At 62.9% G+C, this 19,599-nt stretch carries 17 protein-coding genes; 7 read left to right on the top strand and 10 right to left on the bottom strand.

Features of this window, described 5'->3' with window-relative positions:
- The first annotated feature begins 5 nt into the window (after positions 1-5).
- Positions 6-869, top strand: a complete 864-nt coding sequence (locus IVA75_RS38710; protein WP_247282374.1) for an ABC transporter permease — start codon at positions 6-8, stop codon at positions 867-869.
- Positions 869-1,684 (top strand): ABC transporter permease, encoded by an 816-nt coding sequence (locus IVA75_RS38705; protein WP_247282373.1) that lies wholly within the window; start codon positions 869-871, stop codon positions 1,682-1,684. Before IVA75_RS38710 ends, IVA75_RS38705 begins: the two co-directional genes overlap by 1 nt.
- Here the strand turns inward: IVA75_RS38705 and IVA75_RS38700 are convergent, their stop codons facing one another.
- A complete protein-coding gene (locus IVA75_RS38700) occupies positions 1,685-2,020 on the bottom strand; it encodes a hydroxyisourate hydrolase (RefSeq protein ID WP_247282372.1) in 336 nt (111 codons plus the stop codon).
- A gap of 26 nt (positions 2,021-2,046) precedes the next feature.
- On the opposite strand from IVA75_RS38700, the gene IVA75_RS38695 reads away from it, so the two are divergent.
- The 3 genes from IVA75_RS38695 (at position 2,047) to IVA75_RS38685 (ending at position 6,388) form a co-directional block, all read left to right on the top strand.
- The gene (locus IVA75_RS38695) at positions 2,047-3,243 is read left to right on the top strand and encodes an MFS transporter (protein ID WP_247282371.1); all 1,197 of its coding nucleotides are present in this window, start codon (positions 2,047-2,049) and stop codon (positions 3,241-3,243) included.
- Positions 3,224-4,591 (top strand): amidase, encoded by a 1,368-nt coding sequence (locus tag IVA75_RS38690; protein ID WP_247282370.1) that lies wholly within the window; start codon positions 3,224-3,226, stop codon positions 4,589-4,591. The genes IVA75_RS38695 and IVA75_RS38690 overlap by 20 nt, the downstream gene beginning before the upstream one ends.
- 102 nt (positions 4,592-4,693) lie before the next feature.
- A complete protein-coding gene (locus IVA75_RS38685) occupies positions 4,694-6,388 on the top strand; it encodes an MASE4 domain-containing protein (protein WP_247282369.1) in 1,695 nt (564 codons plus the stop codon).
- 113 nt (positions 6,389-6,501) lie between these two features.
- Here IVA75_RS38685 and IVA75_RS38680 read toward each other — a convergent pair whose 3' ends face one another.
- From IVA75_RS38680 to IVA75_RS38660, 5 genes are all read right to left on the bottom strand, one after another.
- Complete coding sequence (locus tag IVA75_RS38680; RefSeq protein WP_247282368.1) at positions 6,502-7,419, bottom strand: DUF2950 domain-containing protein; 918 nt, start codon at positions 7,417-7,419, stop codon at positions 6,502-6,504.
- Positions 7,416-9,062 carry a DUF3300 domain-containing protein gene (locus IVA75_RS38675; protein ID WP_247282367.1) on the bottom strand — a complete coding sequence of 549 codons (1,647 nt, stop codon included), beginning with the start codon at positions 9,060-9,062 and terminating at the stop codon, positions 7,416-7,418. The genes IVA75_RS38680 and IVA75_RS38675 overlap by 4 nt, the downstream gene beginning before the upstream one ends.
- Positions 9,063-9,166: 104 nt before the next feature.
- The gene (locus IVA75_RS38670; RefSeq protein WP_247282426.1) at positions 9,167-10,534 is read right to left on the bottom strand and encodes a TAXI family TRAP transporter solute-binding subunit; all 1,368 of its coding nucleotides are present in this window, start codon (positions 10,532-10,534) and stop codon (positions 9,167-9,169) included.
- A gap of 113 nt (positions 10,535-10,647) precedes the next feature.
- Positions 10,648-11,880: a biotin/lipoyl-binding protein gene (locus IVA75_RS38665; RefSeq protein WP_247282366.1), complete on the bottom strand. Its 1,233-nt coding sequence runs from the start codon at positions 11,878-11,880 to the stop codon at positions 10,648-10,650.
- Positions 11,873-12,280, bottom strand: coding sequence for a hypothetical protein (locus tag IVA75_RS38660; protein ID WP_035962349.1), 408 nt, complete (start codon positions 12,278-12,280; stop codon positions 11,873-11,875). Before IVA75_RS38660 ends, IVA75_RS38665 begins: the two co-directional genes overlap by 8 nt.
- A 181-nt stretch (positions 12,281-12,461) precedes the next feature.
- Here IVA75_RS38660 and IVA75_RS38655 point away from each other — a divergent pair, with 181 nt between their 5' ends.
- Positions 12,462-12,914 (top strand): hypothetical protein, encoded by a 453-nt coding sequence (locus IVA75_RS38655; protein ID WP_247282365.1) that lies wholly within the window; start codon positions 12,462-12,464, stop codon positions 12,912-12,914.
- A gap of 36 nt (positions 12,915-12,950) precedes the next feature.
- On the top strand, positions 12,951-13,751 hold the full coding sequence (ppk2, locus tag IVA75_RS38650) for a polyphosphate kinase 2 (RefSeq protein WP_247282364.1): 801 nt from the start codon (positions 12,951-12,953) through the stop codon (positions 13,749-13,751).
- Between the two features lie 82 nt (positions 13,752-13,833).
- On the opposite strand, the gene IVA75_RS38645 is transcribed toward ppk2, so the two are convergent.
- From IVA75_RS38645 to IVA75_RS38630, 4 genes are all read right to left on the bottom strand, one after another.
- Positions 13,834-14,286 (bottom strand): hypothetical protein, encoded by a 453-nt coding sequence (locus IVA75_RS38645; RefSeq protein WP_247282363.1) that lies wholly within the window; start codon positions 14,284-14,286, stop codon positions 13,834-13,836.
- A 176-nt stretch (positions 14,287-14,462) separates the two neighbouring features.
- Positions 14,463-14,900, bottom strand: a complete 438-nt coding sequence (locus IVA75_RS38640) for a hypothetical protein (protein WP_027569347.1) — start codon at positions 14,898-14,900, stop codon at positions 14,463-14,465.
- 31 nt (positions 14,901-14,931) lie between these two features.
- The gene (locus IVA75_RS38635; RefSeq protein WP_027569346.1) at positions 14,932-16,632 is read right to left on the bottom strand and encodes a transporter; all 1,701 of its coding nucleotides are present in this window, start codon (positions 16,630-16,632) and stop codon (positions 14,932-14,934) included.
- A gap of 14 nt (positions 16,633-16,646) precedes the next feature.
- Positions 16,647-19,400, bottom strand: a complete 2,754-nt coding sequence (locus tag IVA75_RS38630; RefSeq protein ID WP_247282362.1) for a decarboxylase — start codon at positions 19,398-19,400, stop codon at positions 16,647-16,649.
- Positions 19,401-19,599 lie beyond the last annotated feature (199 nt).

Here is a 19,599-nt window from a genome sequence, read left to right as displayed (position 1 = left end):
CGACGATGGGCGCAGCACCGGCACCACGGGACGTGACCTCCCACGGGATGGGATTGGCAGTGCCGCTGGCGCTGTTCTTCCTGGTCTTCTTCGTGGCGCCGCTGCTGCAACTGCTTTGGCTCTCGCTCCACAACGACACGGCCGCGCTCCATTGGGGGCTCGGCCAATATTTGCACTTCCTCACCGACCCCTTCAGCCTCAGCGTGCTCGGCTCGACGCTGCTGCTCGGGGCGGAGGTGACAGCCGTCTGCCTCGTGCTCGGCTTTCCCATCGCCTGGCTCTACCAGCGGGTCGGGCCGCGGCTTCAGACCATCATTATCCTGATCGTGCTACTACCGCTCCTGACCAGCGTCGTGGTGCGCACCTTCGCCTGGATCGTCATTCTGGGCCGCCAAGGCATTATCAACGCGACGCTGCAATCGCTTGGCATCATCAATTCGCCCTTGAAGCTGCTCTACACCCAGTTCGGCGTGGTGATCGCGCTGGCGCAAGTGCAGATGCCGCTGATGACGTTGCCGCTGATCACCGCGCTCGGCCGGATCGATTCCAATCTCGACGATGCCTCCTGCTCGCTCGGCGCCGGAAGCTGGCGCACCTTCTTCAAGATCGTGCTGCCGCTGTCGCTGCCCGGCGTGATCGCTGGTTGCACACTGACCTACGCCGCGGCAATCACGGCCTTTATAACCCAGTCGCTGATCGGCGGCGGCCAGATGCTGTTCATGCCGATGTATCTCTATCAGCAGGCCTCGACGCTGCAGAACTGGCCGTTTGCCTCCGCAATCTCGATCATCTTTTTGCTGGCCGTGCTCGCGGTCGTTTCCGTCTTCACCACACTCGGCCGCCTGTCGCGCGGCTATGGAGGTGCGTAATGAGCCGGCGCAAGCGTACTCTGGAGGCGTTCAGCTTCGAGCTGGTCATGAGCCTGATCGCCGTGATCGCGCTGATCATCATCATCGCGCCGTCGCTGGTGGTGTTGATCGTCTCCTTCACCAGCGGCTTCTCGCTGCGTTTTCCGCCGCCGGGCTATTCGCTGCGCTGGTACGCCGAATTGTGGAACGCCTGGCAGCTGCACTTCGCAGCCAAGAACAGCCTCATCGTGGCACTGTGGGCGACGGGCCTGTCGGTGGTGCTCGGCGTTGCCGCCGCGCTCGCGATCTCGCGCTCGCCGAGGCTGTCGGCCCGGCTGCTCGATTCCCTCTTCATGTCGCCGCTGGTGCTGCCGGCGCTGGCCTTCGGCCTGGCCGCGTTGATGCTGTTCTCGTTGGTCGGATTGCCAGTGTCGCCGCTGACATTGGTGATTGGCCACACCGTCGTCTGCGTCCCCTATGTGGTGCGCAACACGATTGCCGCGCTCGCTCAGCTGGAGCCGACCCTGCTCGAAAGCTCGGCGGTCCTTGGCGCGAGCCGGCTTTACACGTTCCGGAGGATTGTGCTGCCGCTGATCCGGCCGGGCATCATTGCGGGCGCTTTCATCGCCTTCATGTCGTCCTTCGACAACGTGCCGGTGTCGCTGTTCCTGCGTGATGCCGCCACCGACATGCTGCCGATTCGGATGTGGCAGGACCTCGAAGGCAAGCTCGACGTCACCATCGCCGCGCTGTCGGGCGTGCTGATCATCACAACCGTAGCGCTGGTCGCGATCATGGAGCGTGTCACGGGACTGTCGCGGCGGCTGACCAACTGATCAGGCGCCGCGGAACAGCGAATAGCCCCAGCGCGTGAATTTCAGCGGTAGATGAAAATGCTCGTCGACATCCTTGATGCGAAAGCGGAACGGCGTCACCGTAAGGAACGCCTCGCGCTCGCCAAAGAACTCGCCGAGATGAAACAGGACCTCGTACTCGCCTGCCGTCACGCCCGCGCCCTGCGCAACGGGATGATCGAGCACGCCGTTGGCACCAAGCCGACCGTCGGCGACGCGCAGCGAGTCCGGATCGATCCGCCAGATCTCGACACGCAGACCCTGCGCCGGACGTCCGCTCGCCACATTGACCGCGTGAATGGAAATACCGCCTGCCACAATGTTCCTCCCGTGAGCGCAGCACCATGGTAGACGCAAACACCGCCGTTCGACCAGCGCCGGCATTGCTGCCGGCGCTTGGCGCCATGACCTCACTGCAGGCGCTGGTGGCGCTGGCTCTGTTCGCGCCGGGCGTGGTGGCACCGCGCGCCCAGATCGAAGTCTGGCAGCTCTCGATGTTCTCCTGCGCCGTGTTCGCGGTCGGCATTCCCGCCTCGTTCTGGGGCGGCGGGTTCATCGCCCGCTTGGGCTCGCTGCGGATCGCAAGCCTCTGCGCGGCGGCGATCATCGCCAGCATGGCGCTGGCTTCGCTCGGCTCGACGGCGGCCCTGCTCGCAGCCGGCCTCTGTCTTGGCCTCGCCTTCGGACCGGAGACGCCCGCAAGCGCGGCGCTGCTGGCGCGGCTCGTGACGACCGAGCGGCGCGCGTTCGTGTTCTCGGTTCGCCAGACCGGAAACCAGATCGGCGCCGTCTGCGGCTCGCTGGTTCTGCCCGCGATCGCAATCTCGCTCGGGCCCGCCTGGTGCTATGCCGCCGTGGGTGCCTGTGCGCTGCTGGCGATAGCGTGGTTCGAGTGCTTGCGGCCGGCTTACGCCGCCAAGGTCATTCCACAGCCACAGCTTGGCCTTCGCATGCGGCTGGCATTGGTGACCGCGGATCGACGCATCGGAATGCTGGCGCTGGCCTCGATGCCGTTCAGCGCAATGCAGGTGTCGCTCAATACGGTCTTCGTCACGCTCGGCACCCGCGAACTCGGCCTCAGCCATGTCGAGGCCGGTATGGCGCTCGCCTGCGCCCAGGCCGGCGGGCTGGTCGGCCGGCTCGGCTGGGGCCTCGTCGCAATGCGCCTCAACGCCTCACGCGGAGTTCTCGTCGTCATCGGCCTCGGCATGACTTTCTGCGCCGCGCTGCTGGGTCTCGATGGCGCATCGCTCGGACGGACGGGCCAGTTTGCGATTGCAACTCTGTTCGGCCTGACCGCCTCGGGCTGGAACGGTGTCTTCGTGGCCGAGATCGCCCGCCTCGCGCCGCAGGACAGGATCGGCGAAACCACCGGCGCGGTGCTGACAGCATCCTACGCCGGCCTCTTGGCAGCACCGGCACTGGTGTCGCTCCTGGACGGCGCAGCCAGTCTCGGTGCCGCCTTCTTCGCCTTGGCGTGCCTCGCCCTCTGCGGCACATTGGCACTGATCTGGGGAGGCCATGACAACCCGAAAAAGTAGCGCGTGCGAGATTGCGGCCGACGTCTCCGCCGGACGAACGAGTGCGGTCGAGACCGCCAAGGCCGCGCTTGCGCGCATCGAGGCCGCCAAGGCGCTGAACGCGGTGGTGACGACCGCTCCCGCGCGTACGCTTGCCGACGCCACAGCGGTCGATGATCGCTTGCGTGCCGGCGAGGCGATGCCGCTTGCCGGTGTCCCCGTCATCGTCAAGGACAACATCTGGGTCGGCGGCTGGCGTGTGACACAGGGCTCGCGCCTGTTCGCTGAATTCGTCGCGCCGCAGGATGCGATTGCGATCGAGCGGCTGCGCAAGGCCGGCGCCGTCGTCGTCGGCATCGGCGCAACGTCGGAATTCGCCTGCAAGGGCGTGACAACCTCGCCGCTGTATGGGCCGACGCGGCATCCACTCGATCCCACGTTGACCCCCGGTGGCTCGTCGGGCGGCCCTGCTGCCGCGGTTGCGGCCGGCCTCGTGCCGCTGGCGATCGGTACCGATGCGGGCGGATCGAGCCGCAGGCCGCCGGCTCATGTCGGCATCGCCGGGTTCAAGCCGTCGTATGGCGCGATCCCCTATGGGCCCGGCTTCGCCGAACCGTTCTTCGGCCTCTCCGTCATCGCGCCGATCGCCACCGATATCGCCGATATCGCGTTGGCGTTCGAGGCCATGGCCGGTATCGATCCGCGCGACCCGGATTCAGCCCCCATCGCTCAAGGGGCTAAAAACATCGCCGGTCTGCGCATCGCGTTCTCGCCACGCCTTGGGCTCGACGTCGCCGTCGATGATGTTGTCGCTAACGGGCTCGTTTTCGCCATCGCGCGTCTCTCCGCCGCAGGCCTCGGCATCGCGCAGCGCGATCCCGTCTGGCCGGCGGGCGCGACGGAAGAGGCCATCATGCCGCTTCAGCACGCCGGGCTCGCCGCACTCTATCGAGACGCGTTCCGCGAGAATCCGGCGGTCTTCGATCCTGACATCGCCAGGCAGATCGAGCGAGGGATGTCGTGGTCGGGCGCCGACGTTGCCGGTGCGTTGCTGGCAAGTGCCGGGATCGCCAATGCTTTCGCGGCATTCTTCGCCGAGGTCGATCTGCTGCTGGCGCCCACCGTCCCCTGTGTCGCGTGGCCATTCACCCAGTCCGGACCCGACAGGATCGGTGGCCGCGCGGCGAGCCCGCGCGCGCATGCGGCGTTAACGCCCTTCGTCAATCATGCCCGGCTGCCTGCGATTTCGATACCGTGCGGAACGGACCGGTCCGGACTTCCATTCGGCCTCCAGGTCATCGCCGCGCGCGGACAAGACCGCACGCTGCTTGAAGCAGCGCAAGATATCGAGGCGATGCTGCGAACATAAGTCCGGCCGTCAGATGTCTCTTCCGAAGACGCCGATCCCCCTTATGGGCTTTCAACGGGCGCGGGGACGAGTAAGATGCTGTCTCGTGGTCCCGGAGGCGGAATGAGCCAGCGCAAGTTCATGGGACTTGGCGGCGGTGCGACAGCATCGGGGCCGGGCATTGCGCGAGCGAGCCAACGATCGGCCAACGCAGCCGCCGAGCCCGCCTACGATGATGAGCAAGAATTCCCATTGATCATCGCGAACATGCCCGCAACCCCTCGCCAAAAGGCCTGGGCGGTGGGTGTCGCCGTCTTGCTCATCGTCCTTGCAGCGGCCATCGCGCCGTTCGCCCGGATCCAATTGGGCCAGATCAATGGTTTCGTTCCAGTATTGCAGACCGCGTTGGCCCTGGCCGAATTCATCACGGCAGCCCTGCTGTTTGCTCAATTTTCGATCCAGCCTCAGCGGGCACTTCTCGCACTCGCGAGCGGGTACGTTTTCAGCGGATCGTTCGCATTCCTGCAAACGCTCGCCTTTCCGAACGGATACGCCACCGCAGGTGTCATTGGAAATGGACTGGATAGCCCCGCTTGGCTTTACGTGCTTTGGCACACCGCCTTTCCCGCGGCTATCCTGGTGTACGGATTCACAAAGAATCACTCCGCCGCCGGCCGACCAGGCAGACCTGCAATAGCCGCGATCGCACTAGCTTTCGGCTGCATCGCTGCCACCGTGGCAGCACTGACGTGGATGGTGACCGCGAAAGCCGAATTTCTCCCTAGCTTCTACGTGAACGACGTCAGGCATCAGACCCCTCTCGGTAATCAGGTCAACCTGATACTTTTGCTTTGGAATGTGACCGCTCTCACCGTCCTGTTTGCGCGCATGCGCACCATTCTTGACCTTTGGCTAATGGTGACTTTACTCGCCTACCTGCCCAATTTCCTGGTGGCGATCATCGGCAGTTCGGTTCGGTTCACCATCGGTTGGTACGCAGCACGCGGTTTCGTTCTGGTCGGCAGTTGCATGTTGCTGACCGTATTGCTCATCGAAACGATGTTTATCTATTCGCGCCTTGCCAGCGTCATTGCCCTGCAGCGACGCGAACGAGCGAACCGGCTTCTCAGCATCGACGCGGTCACTGGCGCGATCGCCCATGAGCTGAGGTCGCCATTAGGGGCCATCTCGCTCAATGCTGCGACAGGGTTAAGTCACTTGCGAGCTGCCTCCCCTGAACTCGAGGAACTCGAGAACATCCTCTGTGACATCGAAGCCGACGGCGGTCGGGCGGCTGACATCATATCGAGCATTCGCGAGATTACAATCAAAACGGCGCGCGGCGGCGCTTCGGCAAACGTCGAGGACATCGCGGAGCTTACGCTGAGACTGTTGAAGCACGATCTCCTGGCCAATGGCGTATCAGTGACGACGGAGCTTCAGGGCAACATACCTCCAGTCGCACTGGACGGCACTGAGCTTCAGCAGATTGTCCTGAACCTCTGCAAAAACGCGATTGACGCAATGAGCTCTGTCCCCGCCGACCAACGAGAGCTCCGTCTGAAAACCGCCCTCGATGGTGGCGCAACGGTCCATTTGTCCGTCGAGGACTCGGGCACCGGCATCACACCGCGTCATCAAGAGCGCATCTTCGACCCTTTCTTCACGACGAAGCAAGGCGGTATGGGGTTGGGACTGGCCATCTCCTCCAACCTCGTCGCAAGGTGCGGAGGAAGGTTGAGGCTGGTCAAATCGGACGTCAGGGGCTCCGTTTTCGAGTTGGAGATGCCAATCTCCGCTCCCACTTCGTCGCAATGACACCACGAGACCCTCGCGATCGTTCCGCCTTTCGCTCACTTCATAGAGATCATGATCGTGCTAAGGTTGGCGACCGATACGAAGGTGCCAGACGCAGTATCTGCGTACGTCGCTCAGGGTTTTGTACCATCGACCTTCTTCCAGGTCTGGTCCGGATCGAATGCAGTCATGCGGGACACGAGAACCTTGGTCCGATAACCGAGATCCTTCTGATAGATAACGCCCGCATGGTTGACCAGGAAGGTCATGACGCCGGAATTGCCGTACTCGGCAGGCCAGGCGACCAGTGCAAAACCTCCGATCATCTTGCCATTGACCACATAGTTGAGCGCGCCGCCTGGCGCGTTCGACCCCTGCCCCTTCAGGATCCGGAAATAATAGCCGTGGTAGGGCGCCGCACCCTCCTCGGCCTTGTAGCCTTCAGCCGAAGCCTGCGCTGCTAACGCGCCGAGCGGGCTCTGGTCATTGTCGTCACGCCAGAACAACCCGTCCTTCTTGCCCGCGCTGCTGACGATGCGTTGTGCGTATACGCCGGCCCCCTCGCCGCGATCCTTGTCGGCGTAGTCGTTCTCGGCATCGACAAAGGCGAGACTGGTCTGGATGGCGTCGAGCTCATTGCGGCCGATGCGGCGATAGAGCACCTCGATGCGACCTTCGGCGATATCGAATTCCCAGCCGGTCCTGGTGTTGACGAGCGGGATCGGGAACGGGAATTCGTCCGGACCCAACATCAGCATTGCCTTCTTGTTACCCTCCGCTTTGATCGAATGCTTGGCGTCGTACATCGAGGTGAAACGTTTCCGGATGTCGACGTCGGCGACCTCATCACCGGACGAGACGATGTCCTCGGCAGCGCTGCCGAGCACTTTCAGGACGGCCCGTTCCGGTCCGCTCTTGACCGCCGACGCGAGCGCCGCCGCTGCATCCTCCGGTGTCGGATACGATTGCTGCGCCCGGGATGGCGAACTCGTGAGCGCCAGCGCCATGATGGCCGGCAGGGCGACGCGATGAAGCGACTTGAAGCTTATCATGGCATCACCTGCGCAGGAATCGTCGCGCCGCCGGCGAGCCAATCCCGATACGTACGGAATTTTAGACCGAGCTTCTCGTAATAGACCCGGAGATAACCATCGGCTCCGCGGGTAACGGCTTCTGGCTTCACCTCTTCGACTTCCTGCGCAATGACCCCGACATAGGCCTTGTCGCTGCCGATATAGCTGAAGCGGTAGTAACCAAGGCCGCTTGCGAGATGGCCGAGCAGAACGACATCATGCTTCAGCCCGATATCGGAACGCCGTCCGCCACCGCCACCACCACCGCGGCCACCGCCACCGCCACCCTGGAAGCCTCCGCCGCCGCCTCGGCCGGCGAAGCTCGCACCTCCGCCGCCGCCACCGCGCGGTCCCATGCTCGCCATGCTCGCCTGGCCACGCGCCGATGCTGCAGCCGCCGAGCGGCCCGACGACACGTTCAGGGCGCCGCCACCCCCGCGGTTCGCTGCCTTGGCGCCACCGCCGCCCTTGGCACCGCCCGCTTTAGAGCTGGCACTTTTTGCGCCGGCATTCTTGGCACCACCACCCTTGGCCGCGCGATCGCCACCACCTTTAGCACGATCGCCCCCCGCCTTGGCACGATCCCCCGGGCCTTGTCGGTCACCGCCTCGATCACCTGCGCGGTCGCCGGCACGATCTCCTGCGCGATCTCCCGCACCAGGCCGATCCTGTCCCGGCTTCTGCTGTCCGTCACGGCCGCGGAAATCCATCCGGTCGGCGGCACCGGCCTTGAGGTTGCTGTTGCCGAAGCGCTGCTGAACATTTGAATTGTTGTAGCGAACGCCCTGGCGATGCGACGGATTGTGTTGCCAGCCGTTTCCGATATTGGTGGTTCGGTGATTGATATAGACGTTGCGGTTGCCCCAGTTGCAGCCGCCGCCCCAATAATTGCCCCAGCGGCCAATGGCCCAAGCCGTGCCGAATGCAAGACCAGCCGCGACCACACCCGCGCCGATATAGGAGGGATAGCCAAAGTAATACGGTGGATACTCGGTGTAGGGCCACGCGCCATAGACTGTCGCAGGCTCGTAGTACGGCACGTACATCGTATCGGGAACTGCCGGCTCGATCACGACCACCTGCCTGCTTTCCTCGGTCTTGACGCTGACCTTCTGCTGCGTGGTGGTCACCAGCTTCTTGTTGTCATAGGCCTTGGTGCGCAGCCGCTGCACCGCATCCATCACATCCGGTTGCTGCGCGAGCACGGCGTCGCCCAGCGCCTTGGTCCAGTCGAGCTTGTCGCTCATCATGGTCAACACTTCGGCGGTTGAGGCCAATGCCTTGACACTGTCATCCCAAGGCTGCTTCTCGACTTCCGTCTTCAAGGGATCACCCTTTAGAGTCTTGCGCTCCTTCAGCCAGCGATCGGCCTGCACGACTTCCAAGGGATAGGTGGACGCGGCCAGCACGTTTGCAAGCAGTTCGTCCGGATAGAGCGCAATCGGTGCGACCAGAGCTTCGAGCTGCTCGGGCTTGAGCAACTCAGCAGCCGCTGGAGGCTTGCCGGCGGTTTGGACTTGGCTACTTGGGGCCGCCGGAGCGTCTGCGGTTTGGGCTACTGCGGCGACAGGCATCGCCAAGAGCAACGCCATCGCGATCAGAGTGTTCCCGCAACGAAGCATCACGTCCTCCCTTGAGCTCCCGTTGGACCAAGCATCTTGGACGATCAGTATCTTCTATTGATCAAGATCAAAGAAGATGGAGCTCTCCCGGAGGTCGGAGCTATTCACTCCGCGGCCGGACGTTCGATCCGGTCGATGTCCGGCCGCACCGCTTGGCCGCTGCTGCCCAGCCGCGCAGAAAGTAAGATCCGGCGATCGTGGATCAGGCTTTGAAGGCGGTGCGCGGCTACATTCAGTGTGGAGACATCGAGCGCATTCTCGTCTCCTGCAGCGGCCTTGGCGCGCTGGCCCTGGAGCACCCGGTCGATCTCGACCTCGATATCGGACAGTTCGGCCTCCGCCTCAGTCCTGCGTATCCGCGCGCCCAGCGCATACAGCAAGTCCAGGCCCCGTTCGTCTTTAGAGGAATCACGCACCTGAAGGAATTTCCAAGCCGCCGCCAATACGGAGATGAGGCCGCCGAAAATCATGGGCGCGAGAAAGATCGCGTTTCCCCATTCGTCCAGAAAGCTCTGCTGCGTTCCGTTGTAGAATGCTGCGGCGCCGGGATGGACCGGGAGGAAGGCGTCCGAATCCGTGCTCGGCGCGGTCATTTGCGAGAGGATCGGCAATTCGCCGAGCAGGTCCCTGCGTGCCTTCATCAGCGCGTCGGCCAGGCTGCCCGCCACCTCTGCGCTGAGCTGCTTTTGCGCGACCACATAGAACGAAACCCGCAGCGTGGTGAGATCCTCGCTCGGGACAGGCGGCGAACCGCGCAGCGTGCCCTTCGGGACATCGAAGCTTTCATAGGCGCGCTGCTTTTCCGCGATGGCACCAGCCGCCTCGACGGGAAGGAGGACCGGCGCGGTCTTCGGCGTCTGCAGAAAGAGGCCGCGCAAGAGGGCCAGATACTTTTCGGCAAGAGGAACGACGATCAAAATCGCTCGTACCCCCTTGGCATCGAGTGCCCGCCGCGCGTCTGCCGGCTGGAGATTGCGGAATGTCACGTTGGCGCGTCCAAGGCCGTATTCGCCGCTGAGGACGTCGACGACCTTGCGATTCATCTCGCCGCCGATCACGCCGACGCTGGTGCGCTTCAGACCAGCGATTTCGGTAATGGAGGAGCCCGGCGGCGCAACCAACAGGACGACGGCATGGGCGAGGACCGCGATAGCCTGCGCCTGCGATAGGTCGCCGACGTCACCGCGAACGACAGCAAGCTCGACCTTTTCCGCCGCAAACTGCTCGGCAGCATCAAGCGCGTTGGTGGTTTCCACCAGCTTGAGCCGGACCGGCGCGTTCGCGACGGCAAGCCGGCTTGCCAACGCCGATACCAGACGCGTGGCTTCGCCATCCAGCGATCCGACCGCGATGGTCAGCGTCGTCGGGCGAGAGTACCAGCGGTAGCCGAACAGGCCAGCTCCAAGCACAAGCACAACAGCGCTGGCGACAATGATAGAACGAAGCCAAACCGGCATTCTCGCAGGGACCATGTGGCGCTCACAGTTGATAGGCGCTCGGTGGTCGGACTGGCTCATGAGGCCAGACCGGCTCAACTGAGGCGCATCGCTGAACCGAAGTGCGATTCAAACCAATGCGAAGCCTGTCAGTGCCCGCTCAGCACCAACGTCTTGATCGGCAGCAAGAGCGCCTGAATTCGCAAGAGCATGGCGTGCACGAGGCCAACACCATCGACGACGTGCAAGGCAATTGCCCGCCCCGTGCCCGTCTCCTTCGCGGAGATCTCCTCATGATTGCTGGTATAGGCATTGACGATGCAGCTGCTGCCCGGCGTCACGCCTTCTAGCCCGCCCTTGTAGAGCGGCTCCAGGAAGGCCAGAATCGTTCCAGGTCGCCCGACATTCTGCGCCTCGATCAGTTGCTCGCCGGTTCGGAACTGCCCGGCCGCGATGAAATCCTGGACGCTGGTGACGACCATGGGAATGATCACCCACGGCTTCGAGATGCAGGTTGCTTCCGCCACCATGCCGACCTTCATCACCTGCGCCTCGATCTGACCAAAGCCAGCCTGCAAGGCGCGCCTGCCGGCACCGTCCGGAACCAGCACGCCGGCCGGGCGCATCAGCTGATTGACGACATCGCCGGTGCGGACCAGGAATTGCTCCACGCGGCCGTCGACCCCGGCGCGAACAAAGGTCTTGTCCAGATCGACCTGCGCTTCCGCCAAGGCCGCCTGGGCGCTCGCCTTTTCAGCCGGCAACAGCGTTGAAAGTCGCAACGTCGCTGACGTCTTGGACGCGGTGGCAGAGTCCACACCAGCCTGCCGCTGGTTGACCACGACCTGTAATTTCTCGATATCGCGCTGCGGGACGATACCGGGGTTGCGGCGCTGCAACTCCGTCTTGACGTCCAGTTCGTCCTTGGCCTGCTGAAGGCTGGCCTTGGCTTCCTGGATTTGCGCTTCGGCTTTGACGACGTCGCTTTCGGCGCTTGTCATCGCAGCGTCGACCTCGGCGATCTTGCGGGTGGCTGTTTCCAAAGCAGCCTTCTGCTTCGAACCGTCCAGCCTGAACAGCACGTCACCCTTCTTCACGGCCTCGCTGTAGCCGACATTGACTTCCGCCACCCGGCCGGAGCCCTCGGGCAGGATCGGCACCGTGCGAAAATAGAGCGTGGCGGAGGTGGTTGACGGGTGAAAGTAGAAGATCATGGTGATCAGAGAAATCGTCAGCATCAGGCAGCCGGTGATGCCCCATCGCAATTCATACCAGATGGAAAAGAAGGTGATCTCCTTGCCGAAACGTTTGCCCTGGGCATAGCGGCGGTAGAGGTAGTCCGGCAGGATGGTCAGAAGGGAGCAGAACATGAGCTCAAACATGGCTATGCTCCTTCTTGGCGATCGGCTTCTCGACCGGCGGCAAGCCTGGTAGTTCGGGCTCCCGACCCTCACCTGGCGCGGCGTCAGCGATCCTCTCGACCGAGCCTGCGATACTCCGCAGGGGCGTGCCGAAATCTGGCAAGTCGATCATCGCGAGCAGAAGGCCGGCCACCCAGAAAATGTGCATGTGCGTAAAGAGCGAGATGATGCCCAGCACAGCCACGATCTCGAACTGCAGCTTCTGCGACTTGTGCGCCATTCGTTCGGGCAGGCTGTGCAGCTTCCAATAGAGCGTACCGACCCAGAGCACGGTGCCGACCAGGAAGATTCCCATCACGACCATCAACACGTCCGTGCCGCTTCCCGGCGCGAGATAGAACGGCAGATGATGCGGGGCCATCGGATGAAGTTGCTCGCTCAATGGTCGCCTCCACAGAAGGGATCAGGGCGGTCTGCGCGCCGGCTCGTTACCGTGGCCGCGCAGGTGAGAAAATTGCTTGATATGAATCAAAGGTCCGAACGGCGCGAAACCTAGCTTAGCCCTGACTCCGCTCCCACAGCAAGCCAGGAACGTACCAATCATGCCCGGCATCGATGAGCTCATTCCCAACGCACTGCAAATTCGCAAGGAAGCTGCACTCGAGGAAGCCAGAAAGGCCGAGGAATATGTTCGCCTCGCCGCCGCGGCCGAAGCCGAGAAGCGCGACTTGATCGAACGGCTGAGCAAACCGTCCGGCAAATCCGAGGAGGAGAAAATCAAGCTCGCCTCGACCATCATCCAGCGCGCGGTTCGCAACGGCCTGACCGAGGTGCAGGTCTATCGCTTCCCGAACACCCTGTGCACCGACAAGGGCCGCGCGATCAACCAAATGGAGGCGGGCTGGGAGAAAACGCTGACGGGAATTCCAAAAGAGATCTTCGAGCTCTGGTCCGAATACCTCAAGCCTCGCGGCTATCGCATCGGCTATCAGATCATCGATTTTCCTGACGGCGTGCCCGGCGACATCGGCGTCATCATTTCCTGGGGCGACTGATCACGTTTCGGCCGAGTTAAGAGAAGGCGGAGCGGCATGGCAAAGGACGAAGCCTCAGAGCGGATGAAACGCAAGGACTACGAGAAGGAGCTCGAAAAGCTCCAGATCGAGCTTTGCCATCTCCAGGATTATGTAAAGGAAAACAAGCTTCGAGTCATAGTCCTGTTCGAAGGCCGCGACGCGGCCGGCAAGGGCGGCACGATCAAGGCGATCACAGAAAAGGTCAGCCCGCGCGTATTCCGGGTGGTGGCGCTGCCGGCGCCATCGGATCGCGAAAAGACGCAGCTTTTCTTCCAGCGCTACATGAAGCAGTTTCCGGCCGGCGGCGAGATCGTGATCTTCGACCGGAGCTGGTACAATCGCGCCGGCGTCGAATATGTCATGGGGTTCTGCTCGCCCGCCGAGCACGATCGTTTCCTCGCGCTCTGCCCGCAGATGGAAAAGTACGCCATCGACGGCGGCATCATCCTGATCAAGATCTGGCTCGAGGTCGGGATGGACGAGCAGGAGCGCCGCTTCAACGCCCGCATCGACGATCCGGTGCGGCAATGGAAGCTGAGTCCGATGGACCTCGAATCCTTCAAACGCTGGTATGATTATTCGCGCGCGCGCGACCTGATGCTCAAGAAGACGAGCACGAAGGACGCGCCTTGGTACATCATTCGCTCCGACGACAAGCGGCGGGCGCGGCTGAACTGTATCGCGCACATCCTGGAGGCTATCCCGCACAAGCGGATCAAGAAGGACAAGGTGAAGCTGCCGAAGCGTTCAGACAAGGGGCGCTACAATGACCAGGCGGTCCTGCGCGGGATGAACTTCGTCACCGAACGCTATTGACGAGGTGATCGGGCCGCACGGCGGGCGCGGTCCGATCGATGCTGCCGACGGACTTCGCCGGGCCCGTCAGCAACGCATTCTTTCAATACGGGTACTGATTGGGACAGACCCAGTTGCCATACGTGTCCTGATAACAACCGTTGTTGTAGCTGTTGTTGTAGTATCCATAGGCGCCGGCGGCGGCCGCACCGACGGCAGCAGCACCGTAAGCCGCGCCTCGATAGCCATATCGCGGATAGCCTCCAGGATAACCGGCGATCGGACGGCCGGGACGGCCCGCAACAGGGTAACCGGGGCGACCCGGACGACCGGCGATCGGATGGCTTGGCCGCGGACCTCCTGCGTAATGGCGTCCGCCTCCGCCATGGATCCGACCGGCGTGAACGGCGCCGCCATGGAAACCTCCGGCGCGCATGCCCCCTCCACCTCCGCGATAGCCGCCACCGCCTCCGCGGCGGGCATAGGCGTCATCAGGAATGAGCGTGGCCGTGAGAAGAACGAAGGTCGCAGCAAGAGCTAGGAGATAACGAAGCATGGCATGTCCTCCTCGGTATGGGTGCCGTGATCCGCTTTTCGACGATGCCTCGCGAAACGCGGTTGGCACCCGAACCTGGCGCTGATCTGCGGCCGCTTCCCTGACTTACGTGCCTGAGAGAAGCAGCCGCCATTCTGGCTTGAACGCCGCGACCGCAAAGCGGCCCGACTGCCGCTCTAGCGCTTCAAACTTATCGTCACGCCCCCTACCGCAGCTGACAGCTCGGCTCCGACCTTCGGTCCGCTGAGCTGCAGAATCACGCCGTTGCCGTTTTGCAGCTGAACGGCACCTGCGCCGGCGGCGATGGCACCGCCCGCCCCGCCCACAGCATAGGAGCCTTCGATCGACTCCGGCCCCCTCAGGTTGAGGGCGCGGCCGACCAGCTTGGTGGTCGAGGCGCCGATCGTGAAGCCGACGCTCATGCCCGAGACGGTGAAGGGATATTTGTGGCCCCGGAGCAGCAGAACGCCCTCGCCGCCACCGACGCCAACGATGAAACCGCCCTTGGTGAAGACAACGGCCACCTGACCGGTCTCTGCCCGCGAGGGCGTGCTGAAGCCGGCGACGCCTGCCAGCGAGGCGACCAGGGCAGCATAGATAGCGACTTTTCTCATGAGTTTTATTTCCTCTGGTTGTGACGCCGAACTATTGAGCCAGGATCATTGCGAAGTAGCCGAACACGGTGAGCAGAATGCCGGACACCGCGTAGCCGACCGGGAATCCGATCCAGGGCACGGAGCTCTGGATTTCCACCGCGGCTTCGCGGCACGGACCGGAGTGCGACCGCGCACCGGCAACGCCGCCCATCAACACGGCCGGATTGATTTTGAACACGTGATAGCCGATTGCCCAGACGATGAACGGCGGGATCGTGCAGGCAATGAAGCCGGCGACGAATATCTTCAAGGCAACCGCGCCCGTGAGTTGCGCCAACAGTCCGGCGCCGGCATTGATACCGACGATGGCGACGAAGACCACGAGGCCGAGATCCTCCAGCACGTTGCGCGCCGCGTTCGGCGTATTGCCGAAGAAGCGGAGCCGCGAGACCAGCGACGAGACGATCACGCCGGACAGCAACAATCCACCGGCATTGCCGAGGCCGATCTTGGCGCCGAAGGCTGGAAATTCGATCATCCCGATCAGGAAGCCGATGATCATGCCTGAGGCAAGCGTCAACAGGTCGGTCGAGGTGTTGGTCCGCGCAATACGTCCCCACATCTCACCGAGCTCGCTGACTGCCGACTTGATGCCGACCACCGAGACGATGTCCATCCGCTGCAACTCAGTCTTGAGACCCGCAGGGATCTGTACGCCGCCACGTTCCACCTTGGTGACCTGCAGCTGGCCCGCGATGGCCGTATCGCGGAAGGATTCAAAGGTCCGTCCGGCCATCTCCTTGTTGGTGACGAGGATGTCCGCCTGATCCATGGGAATGCCGAGCGCCTTGGCGTCGGCAACCTCGGGACCGATCAGGCCCATCTTGTCGGTCAGATGTTCGGTCGAGCCGCCGAGCGCGACGACGTCGCCCTTTTGCAGGACGAATTCGGGATCGGCGCCCTGCGGCTCTCCGCCGCGCGCCACGTTGACGATGCGGTATTCAGGATTCATCACACGGAATTTGGCGATGCTCATGCCGACCTGGGCCGGGTTTTCGAGCCGGTAGGCGCGCAGGCCGAACTGCCGGTAACCCGTCAGGCCGCCGCCTTCGAGATCCTTGACGCCGAACTCCTGCTCGTACTGCCTGGCAGCCGCCTTGGCGTCGACGCCCCACCAGCGCGGCAGATACTTGCAGATCAAGATGATGCCGACCGTGCCCCAGATGTAGGTGATGCCGTAGGACAGCGCGATCATGCCCGACGCGTCCTCGGCCTTCATGCCGTCAGGAAGCTTCACGACACCGGAGGTGATGGCTTGCTCGGCCGAACCGATCGCGGCCGACATGGTCTGCGACCCCGCCAGCATGCCGCCGGCAGCCCCGATCGGCAGCGCGAAGAGTTTTGAGCAGATGACGACAAGCGCCAGACCAAGGACGCTCGACACCAGGGCAAGGATACAGAATTTCAGCCCATCGCCTTTCAGGCTGTTGATGAAGGACGGCCCCACGCGCAGGCCGACGCCATACATGAACAGATAGTAGAAGAGGCTCTTGGCAAAGGTGTTGAGCTCAAGCTTCACGCCGTAGGTCGAGGCCCAGACCGAAAGGGCTGCGCCCACTACGATGGCGCCGGCAACCATGCCGAGGCCGTACCCCTTGATGCTGGCCCGGCCGATCCAGACGGCGAGCCCGACGACGAAGAACAGCAACAGAAACGGGTTCTGCTGCAAGAACGTGAAAAACCCTTGCATGTCCGTCCCCTTTATTATGATGCGGCCTTCAGCTTCGGCGCGGCGCCGGGCTTGGGCCGACCGATCTTTGCCAGGGCTTCGGCGCGTACGAGCTTCAGCCCTTCCTTGGCGTCGTAGCCGTGGATTTCCTTCACATCGAGCTTGCGCATGAAGTCGATGGTTTCCTGGGTGATGACCTGCCCCGGCACCATGATCGGGAAGCCAGGCGGATACGGGATCACGAAACTCGCTGAGACGAGGTCCGGCCCGGCCTTGAGGCGACGGTCGATCTCGGAATCGCCGAGCCGGATATATTCGCATCCCGCTGCGTCATAGGCCGAGTAGAAGCCGCTGCGGATGTCGCCCTCGTTGGTCTTGGTGCCGGCATCGCCACGGAAACTGTCGTGAAACTGCGAGAAGTTCGGCAGGTCGGGCACATCGGTCATCAGACTCTTGACCCGCGCCTCGAAGGTCTTCTTCGCATTGGCACCGCCCTGAACCAGCCCGCGGTCGACCTCGCCCGCGATCTCGGCCAGCACCCTCACCAGATGCGCAACATCGCTACGGGTGTTGTTGATGTTGGACTGGAATAGCACCGAATTGCGCGACGTCTTGTTGATCTGGATATTGTAATCATTGGCAAGGATGCCCTTGAACTGCGTGCCGTCGTAGCCGGCGGTGCCGCACACCAAGGTCATGCGGGTCGGATCGAGGCAGAACTCGTCGTCGTCCAGGCTCTTCAGGATGCTCGCCCAATTCATGCCTGTTGCGAGATAGTCGGTGAAGCCGCTCTGGCGATATTGCGCCGGCACCATCGCGTCCGCGCCGAGAATCCGGAAGTATTTCGAGATCAGCGGATTGCCGTTGACCGCCCTGCGGATCGCGAACGCGATTTCGATCGCGTTGGCCACCAGGCCGTAGCCCTCGAGCTCCATCTGGCGACGCGAGACGTCGAGGCTGGCGATGAGCTGCTGGTTCGGGCTGGTCGACGCGTGCGTGAACACCGCCTCCTTGAATTGCTGCTCGACGGTGTGGAATTCGACGTCCTTGACCGACAGCATCGAGCCCTGCCGGATCGCCGACATCGACTTATGGGTCGAGTTGGTCTGGTAGACGCGCAAGCGGATCTGCCGCGGATCGGGAACCAGTCGGGTCTTGAGCAGTACCTCGTCCGACGGAGTCTTGCCGAGCTCGGCCTGCTGCTTCTCGTAAGCCGCGACCGATTTCGGGTCGTGCATCCAGGCCTCGATCTCGTTGGCGGCGCCCATCGCGGTCCGTCGCCGCAGGAACGGCGAGAAGCGCGCGAAGCCGAACCAGGCTTCGTCCCACAGGAAGATCAAATCCGGCTTGATCGCGAGACACTCCTCCATCACTCGTCGGGTGTTGTAGATGTGGCCGTCGAAGGTGCAGTTGGTCAGGTCGAGCATCTTGACGCGGTCCAGCCTGTCGTCGGCCCTCGCGTTCAACAGCGCCTGCTTGATGGTCTTCAGCGGCACCGCGCCGTACATCGAATACTCCGTCATCGGGAACGCTTCGACATAAATCGGCTGGGCGCCGGCCAGCACCATGCCGTAGTGGTGCGACTTGTGACAGTTGCGATCGACGATCGCGATGTCGCCCGGCCCAAGCAGCGCCTGCACTGCCATCTTGTTTGAAGTCGAGGTGCCGTTGGTCACGAAGAACACGCGATCGGCGCCGAGCGCTCGCGCCGCCTTGTCCTGTGCTTTCTTGATGGTGCCGGTCGGCTCCAGCAGGCTGTCGAGGCCGCCGGTGGTCGCGCTGCTTTCGGCCAGGAACAGGTTCAAGCCGTAGAACTCGCCCATATCGCGGATCCAGTCCGACCTGAAGACAGACTTGCCGCGAGCGATCGGCAGCGCGTGGAACGTGCCGATCGGGCGTTGCGCGTATTTCTTGAGATTGTCGAAGAATGGCGTATCGAAGCGGTCCTGGATTCCTTCGAGGATGGAGAGATGGAGCTCGAGGAGCTCCTCGATGGAGTAGAATATCCGCCGGACCACATTGGCTTCGGGGTTCCCCGCCATTGCCTCTACGTCGCGATTCGACATCAGATAGATGTCGAGCTCGGGACGGACCCGCTTGATGACGTGCGCGAGCCGGAGCGCGGACGCGTCCGCCTCGTCATTGATGCCGGCGGCGGCGGTCATGGTGCGGAGTATCGGCGCGTCGTGACGCGAGCGCAGGCCGAAACCTTCGTTGATGACGACGGCGGCGATATTGGGGTTGAGCATTGTCGCGCAGAAGGCGTCCTCGAGGCTGCCGACGATCACCGGCTCATAGACGAAAGAATCGACCGGACGGCGCAACTTGCGCCATTCGGCAGCGAGAGCCGGCCACTTCTCGGAGGAGATGCCGGTGACGACCAACGTTTCGAAATAGGGTCGCCGAGCTGCATGTGAGCCGAAAGTCGAGGACACGAGTTCGGGTGCGTCGCCACTGCCGTCGTCCTTGGGATCCCAATCGCCGGCATGTTGGCGGAAGGATCTTGTCATCAGGGCCTGCGTAATCCGCGTCGCAAGACCAAGTGAACCCGCCGCATCCCCGGCCGAGGCCGCTTCGCGCAAAGCGGCCATCAGTTGTAGCCCAGGATACCCGTGAAACTCTTCAATGACGGAGAGATCGGCCAGTGCCGCATCGTACCTGGCGCGATCGCCGGCGCGCGCCCATGCTTTGGCTGCTTCGACCAGATCGCGCCAGTCGTCCGCCCGGCCGCCCGGCCCGGAAATGAACTGATCGATGCGCTTTTCTGCAGCCTTGGCGTCCTTGGACATGTCTCTCTCCGGATCTTTGCGATGTCACGGCTAGGATCGTGGTGCCCGCTCACCTCGGTCTATTGATCCAAGTCAAGGGTCGAGCATCTTGAAGAGGCCTGGAGTAATTTCCGGTGCGACATCGTCCAAAGCGCTGCCGCATGACGGATCGAGGACGATGGTGAGATCGCATCAGAGCCGACCGGCCAATAAGTCGGGC

It is taken from the genome of Bradyrhizobium sp. 134 (assembly GCF_023074155.1).
Lineage (GTDB): Bacteria > Pseudomonadota > Alphaproteobacteria > Rhizobiales > Xanthobacteraceae > Bradyrhizobium.
This window is presented reverse-complemented; position numbering and strand designations above follow the sequence as displayed.

Bases quoted from the DNA above. Each gene is read 5' to 3' on its own strand.
- IVA75_RS38710 (WP_247282374.1), top strand. From the start codon at position 6: ATGGGCGCAGCACCGGCACCACGGGACGTGACCTCCCACGGGATGGGA.
- IVA75_RS38705 (WP_247282373.1), top strand. From the start codon at position 869: ATGAGCCGGCGCAAGCGTACTCTGGAGGCGTTCAGCTTCGAGCTGGTC.
- IVA75_RS38695 (WP_247282371.1), top strand. From the start codon at position 2,047: ATGGTAGACGCAAACACCGCCGTTCGACCAGCGCCGGCATTGCTGCCG.
- IVA75_RS38690 (WP_247282370.1), top strand. From the start codon at position 3,224: ATGACAACCCGAAAAAGTAGCGCGTGCGAGATTGCGGCCGACGTCTCC.
- IVA75_RS38685 (WP_247282369.1), top strand. From the start codon at position 4,694: ATGAGCCAGCGCAAGTTCATGGGACTTGGCGGCGGTGCGACAGCATCG.
- IVA75_RS38680 (WP_247282368.1), bottom strand. From the start codon at position 7,419: ATGATAAGCTTCAAGTCGCTTCATCGCGTCGCCCTGCCGGCCATCATG.
- IVA75_RS38675 (WP_247282367.1), bottom strand. From the start codon at position 9,062: ATGCTTCGTTGCGGGAACACTCTGATCGCGATGGCGTTGCTCTTGGCG.
- IVA75_RS38670 (WP_247282426.1), bottom strand. From the start codon at position 10,534: ATGGTCCCTGCGAGAATGCCGGTTTGGCTTCGTTCTATCATTGTCGCC.
- IVA75_RS38665 (WP_247282366.1), bottom strand. From the start codon at position 11,880: ATGTTTGAGCTCATGTTCTGCTCCCTTCTGACCATCCTGCCGGACTAC.
- IVA75_RS38660 (WP_035962349.1), bottom strand. From the start codon at position 12,280: ATGGCCCCGCATCATCTGCCGTTCTATCTCGCGCCGGGAAGCGGCACG.
- IVA75_RS38655 (WP_247282365.1), top strand. From the start codon at position 12,462: ATGCCCGGCATCGATGAGCTCATTCCCAACGCACTGCAAATTCGCAAG.
- ppk2 (WP_247282364.1), top strand. From the start codon at position 12,951: ATGGCAAAGGACGAAGCCTCAGAGCGGATGAAACGCAAGGACTACGAG.
- IVA75_RS38645 (WP_247282363.1), bottom strand. From the start codon at position 14,286: ATGCTTCGTTATCTCCTAGCTCTTGCTGCGACCTTCGTTCTTCTCACG.
- IVA75_RS38640 (WP_027569347.1), bottom strand. From the start codon at position 14,900: ATGAGAAAAGTCGCTATCTATGCTGCCCTGGTCGCCTCGCTGGCAGGC.
- IVA75_RS38635 (WP_027569346.1), bottom strand. From the start codon at position 16,632: ATGCAAGGGTTTTTCACGTTCTTGCAGCAGAACCCGTTTCTGTTGCTG.
- IVA75_RS38630 (WP_247282362.1), bottom strand. From the start codon at position 19,400: ATGTCCAAGGACGCCAAGGCTGCAGAAAAGCGCATCGATCAGTTCATT.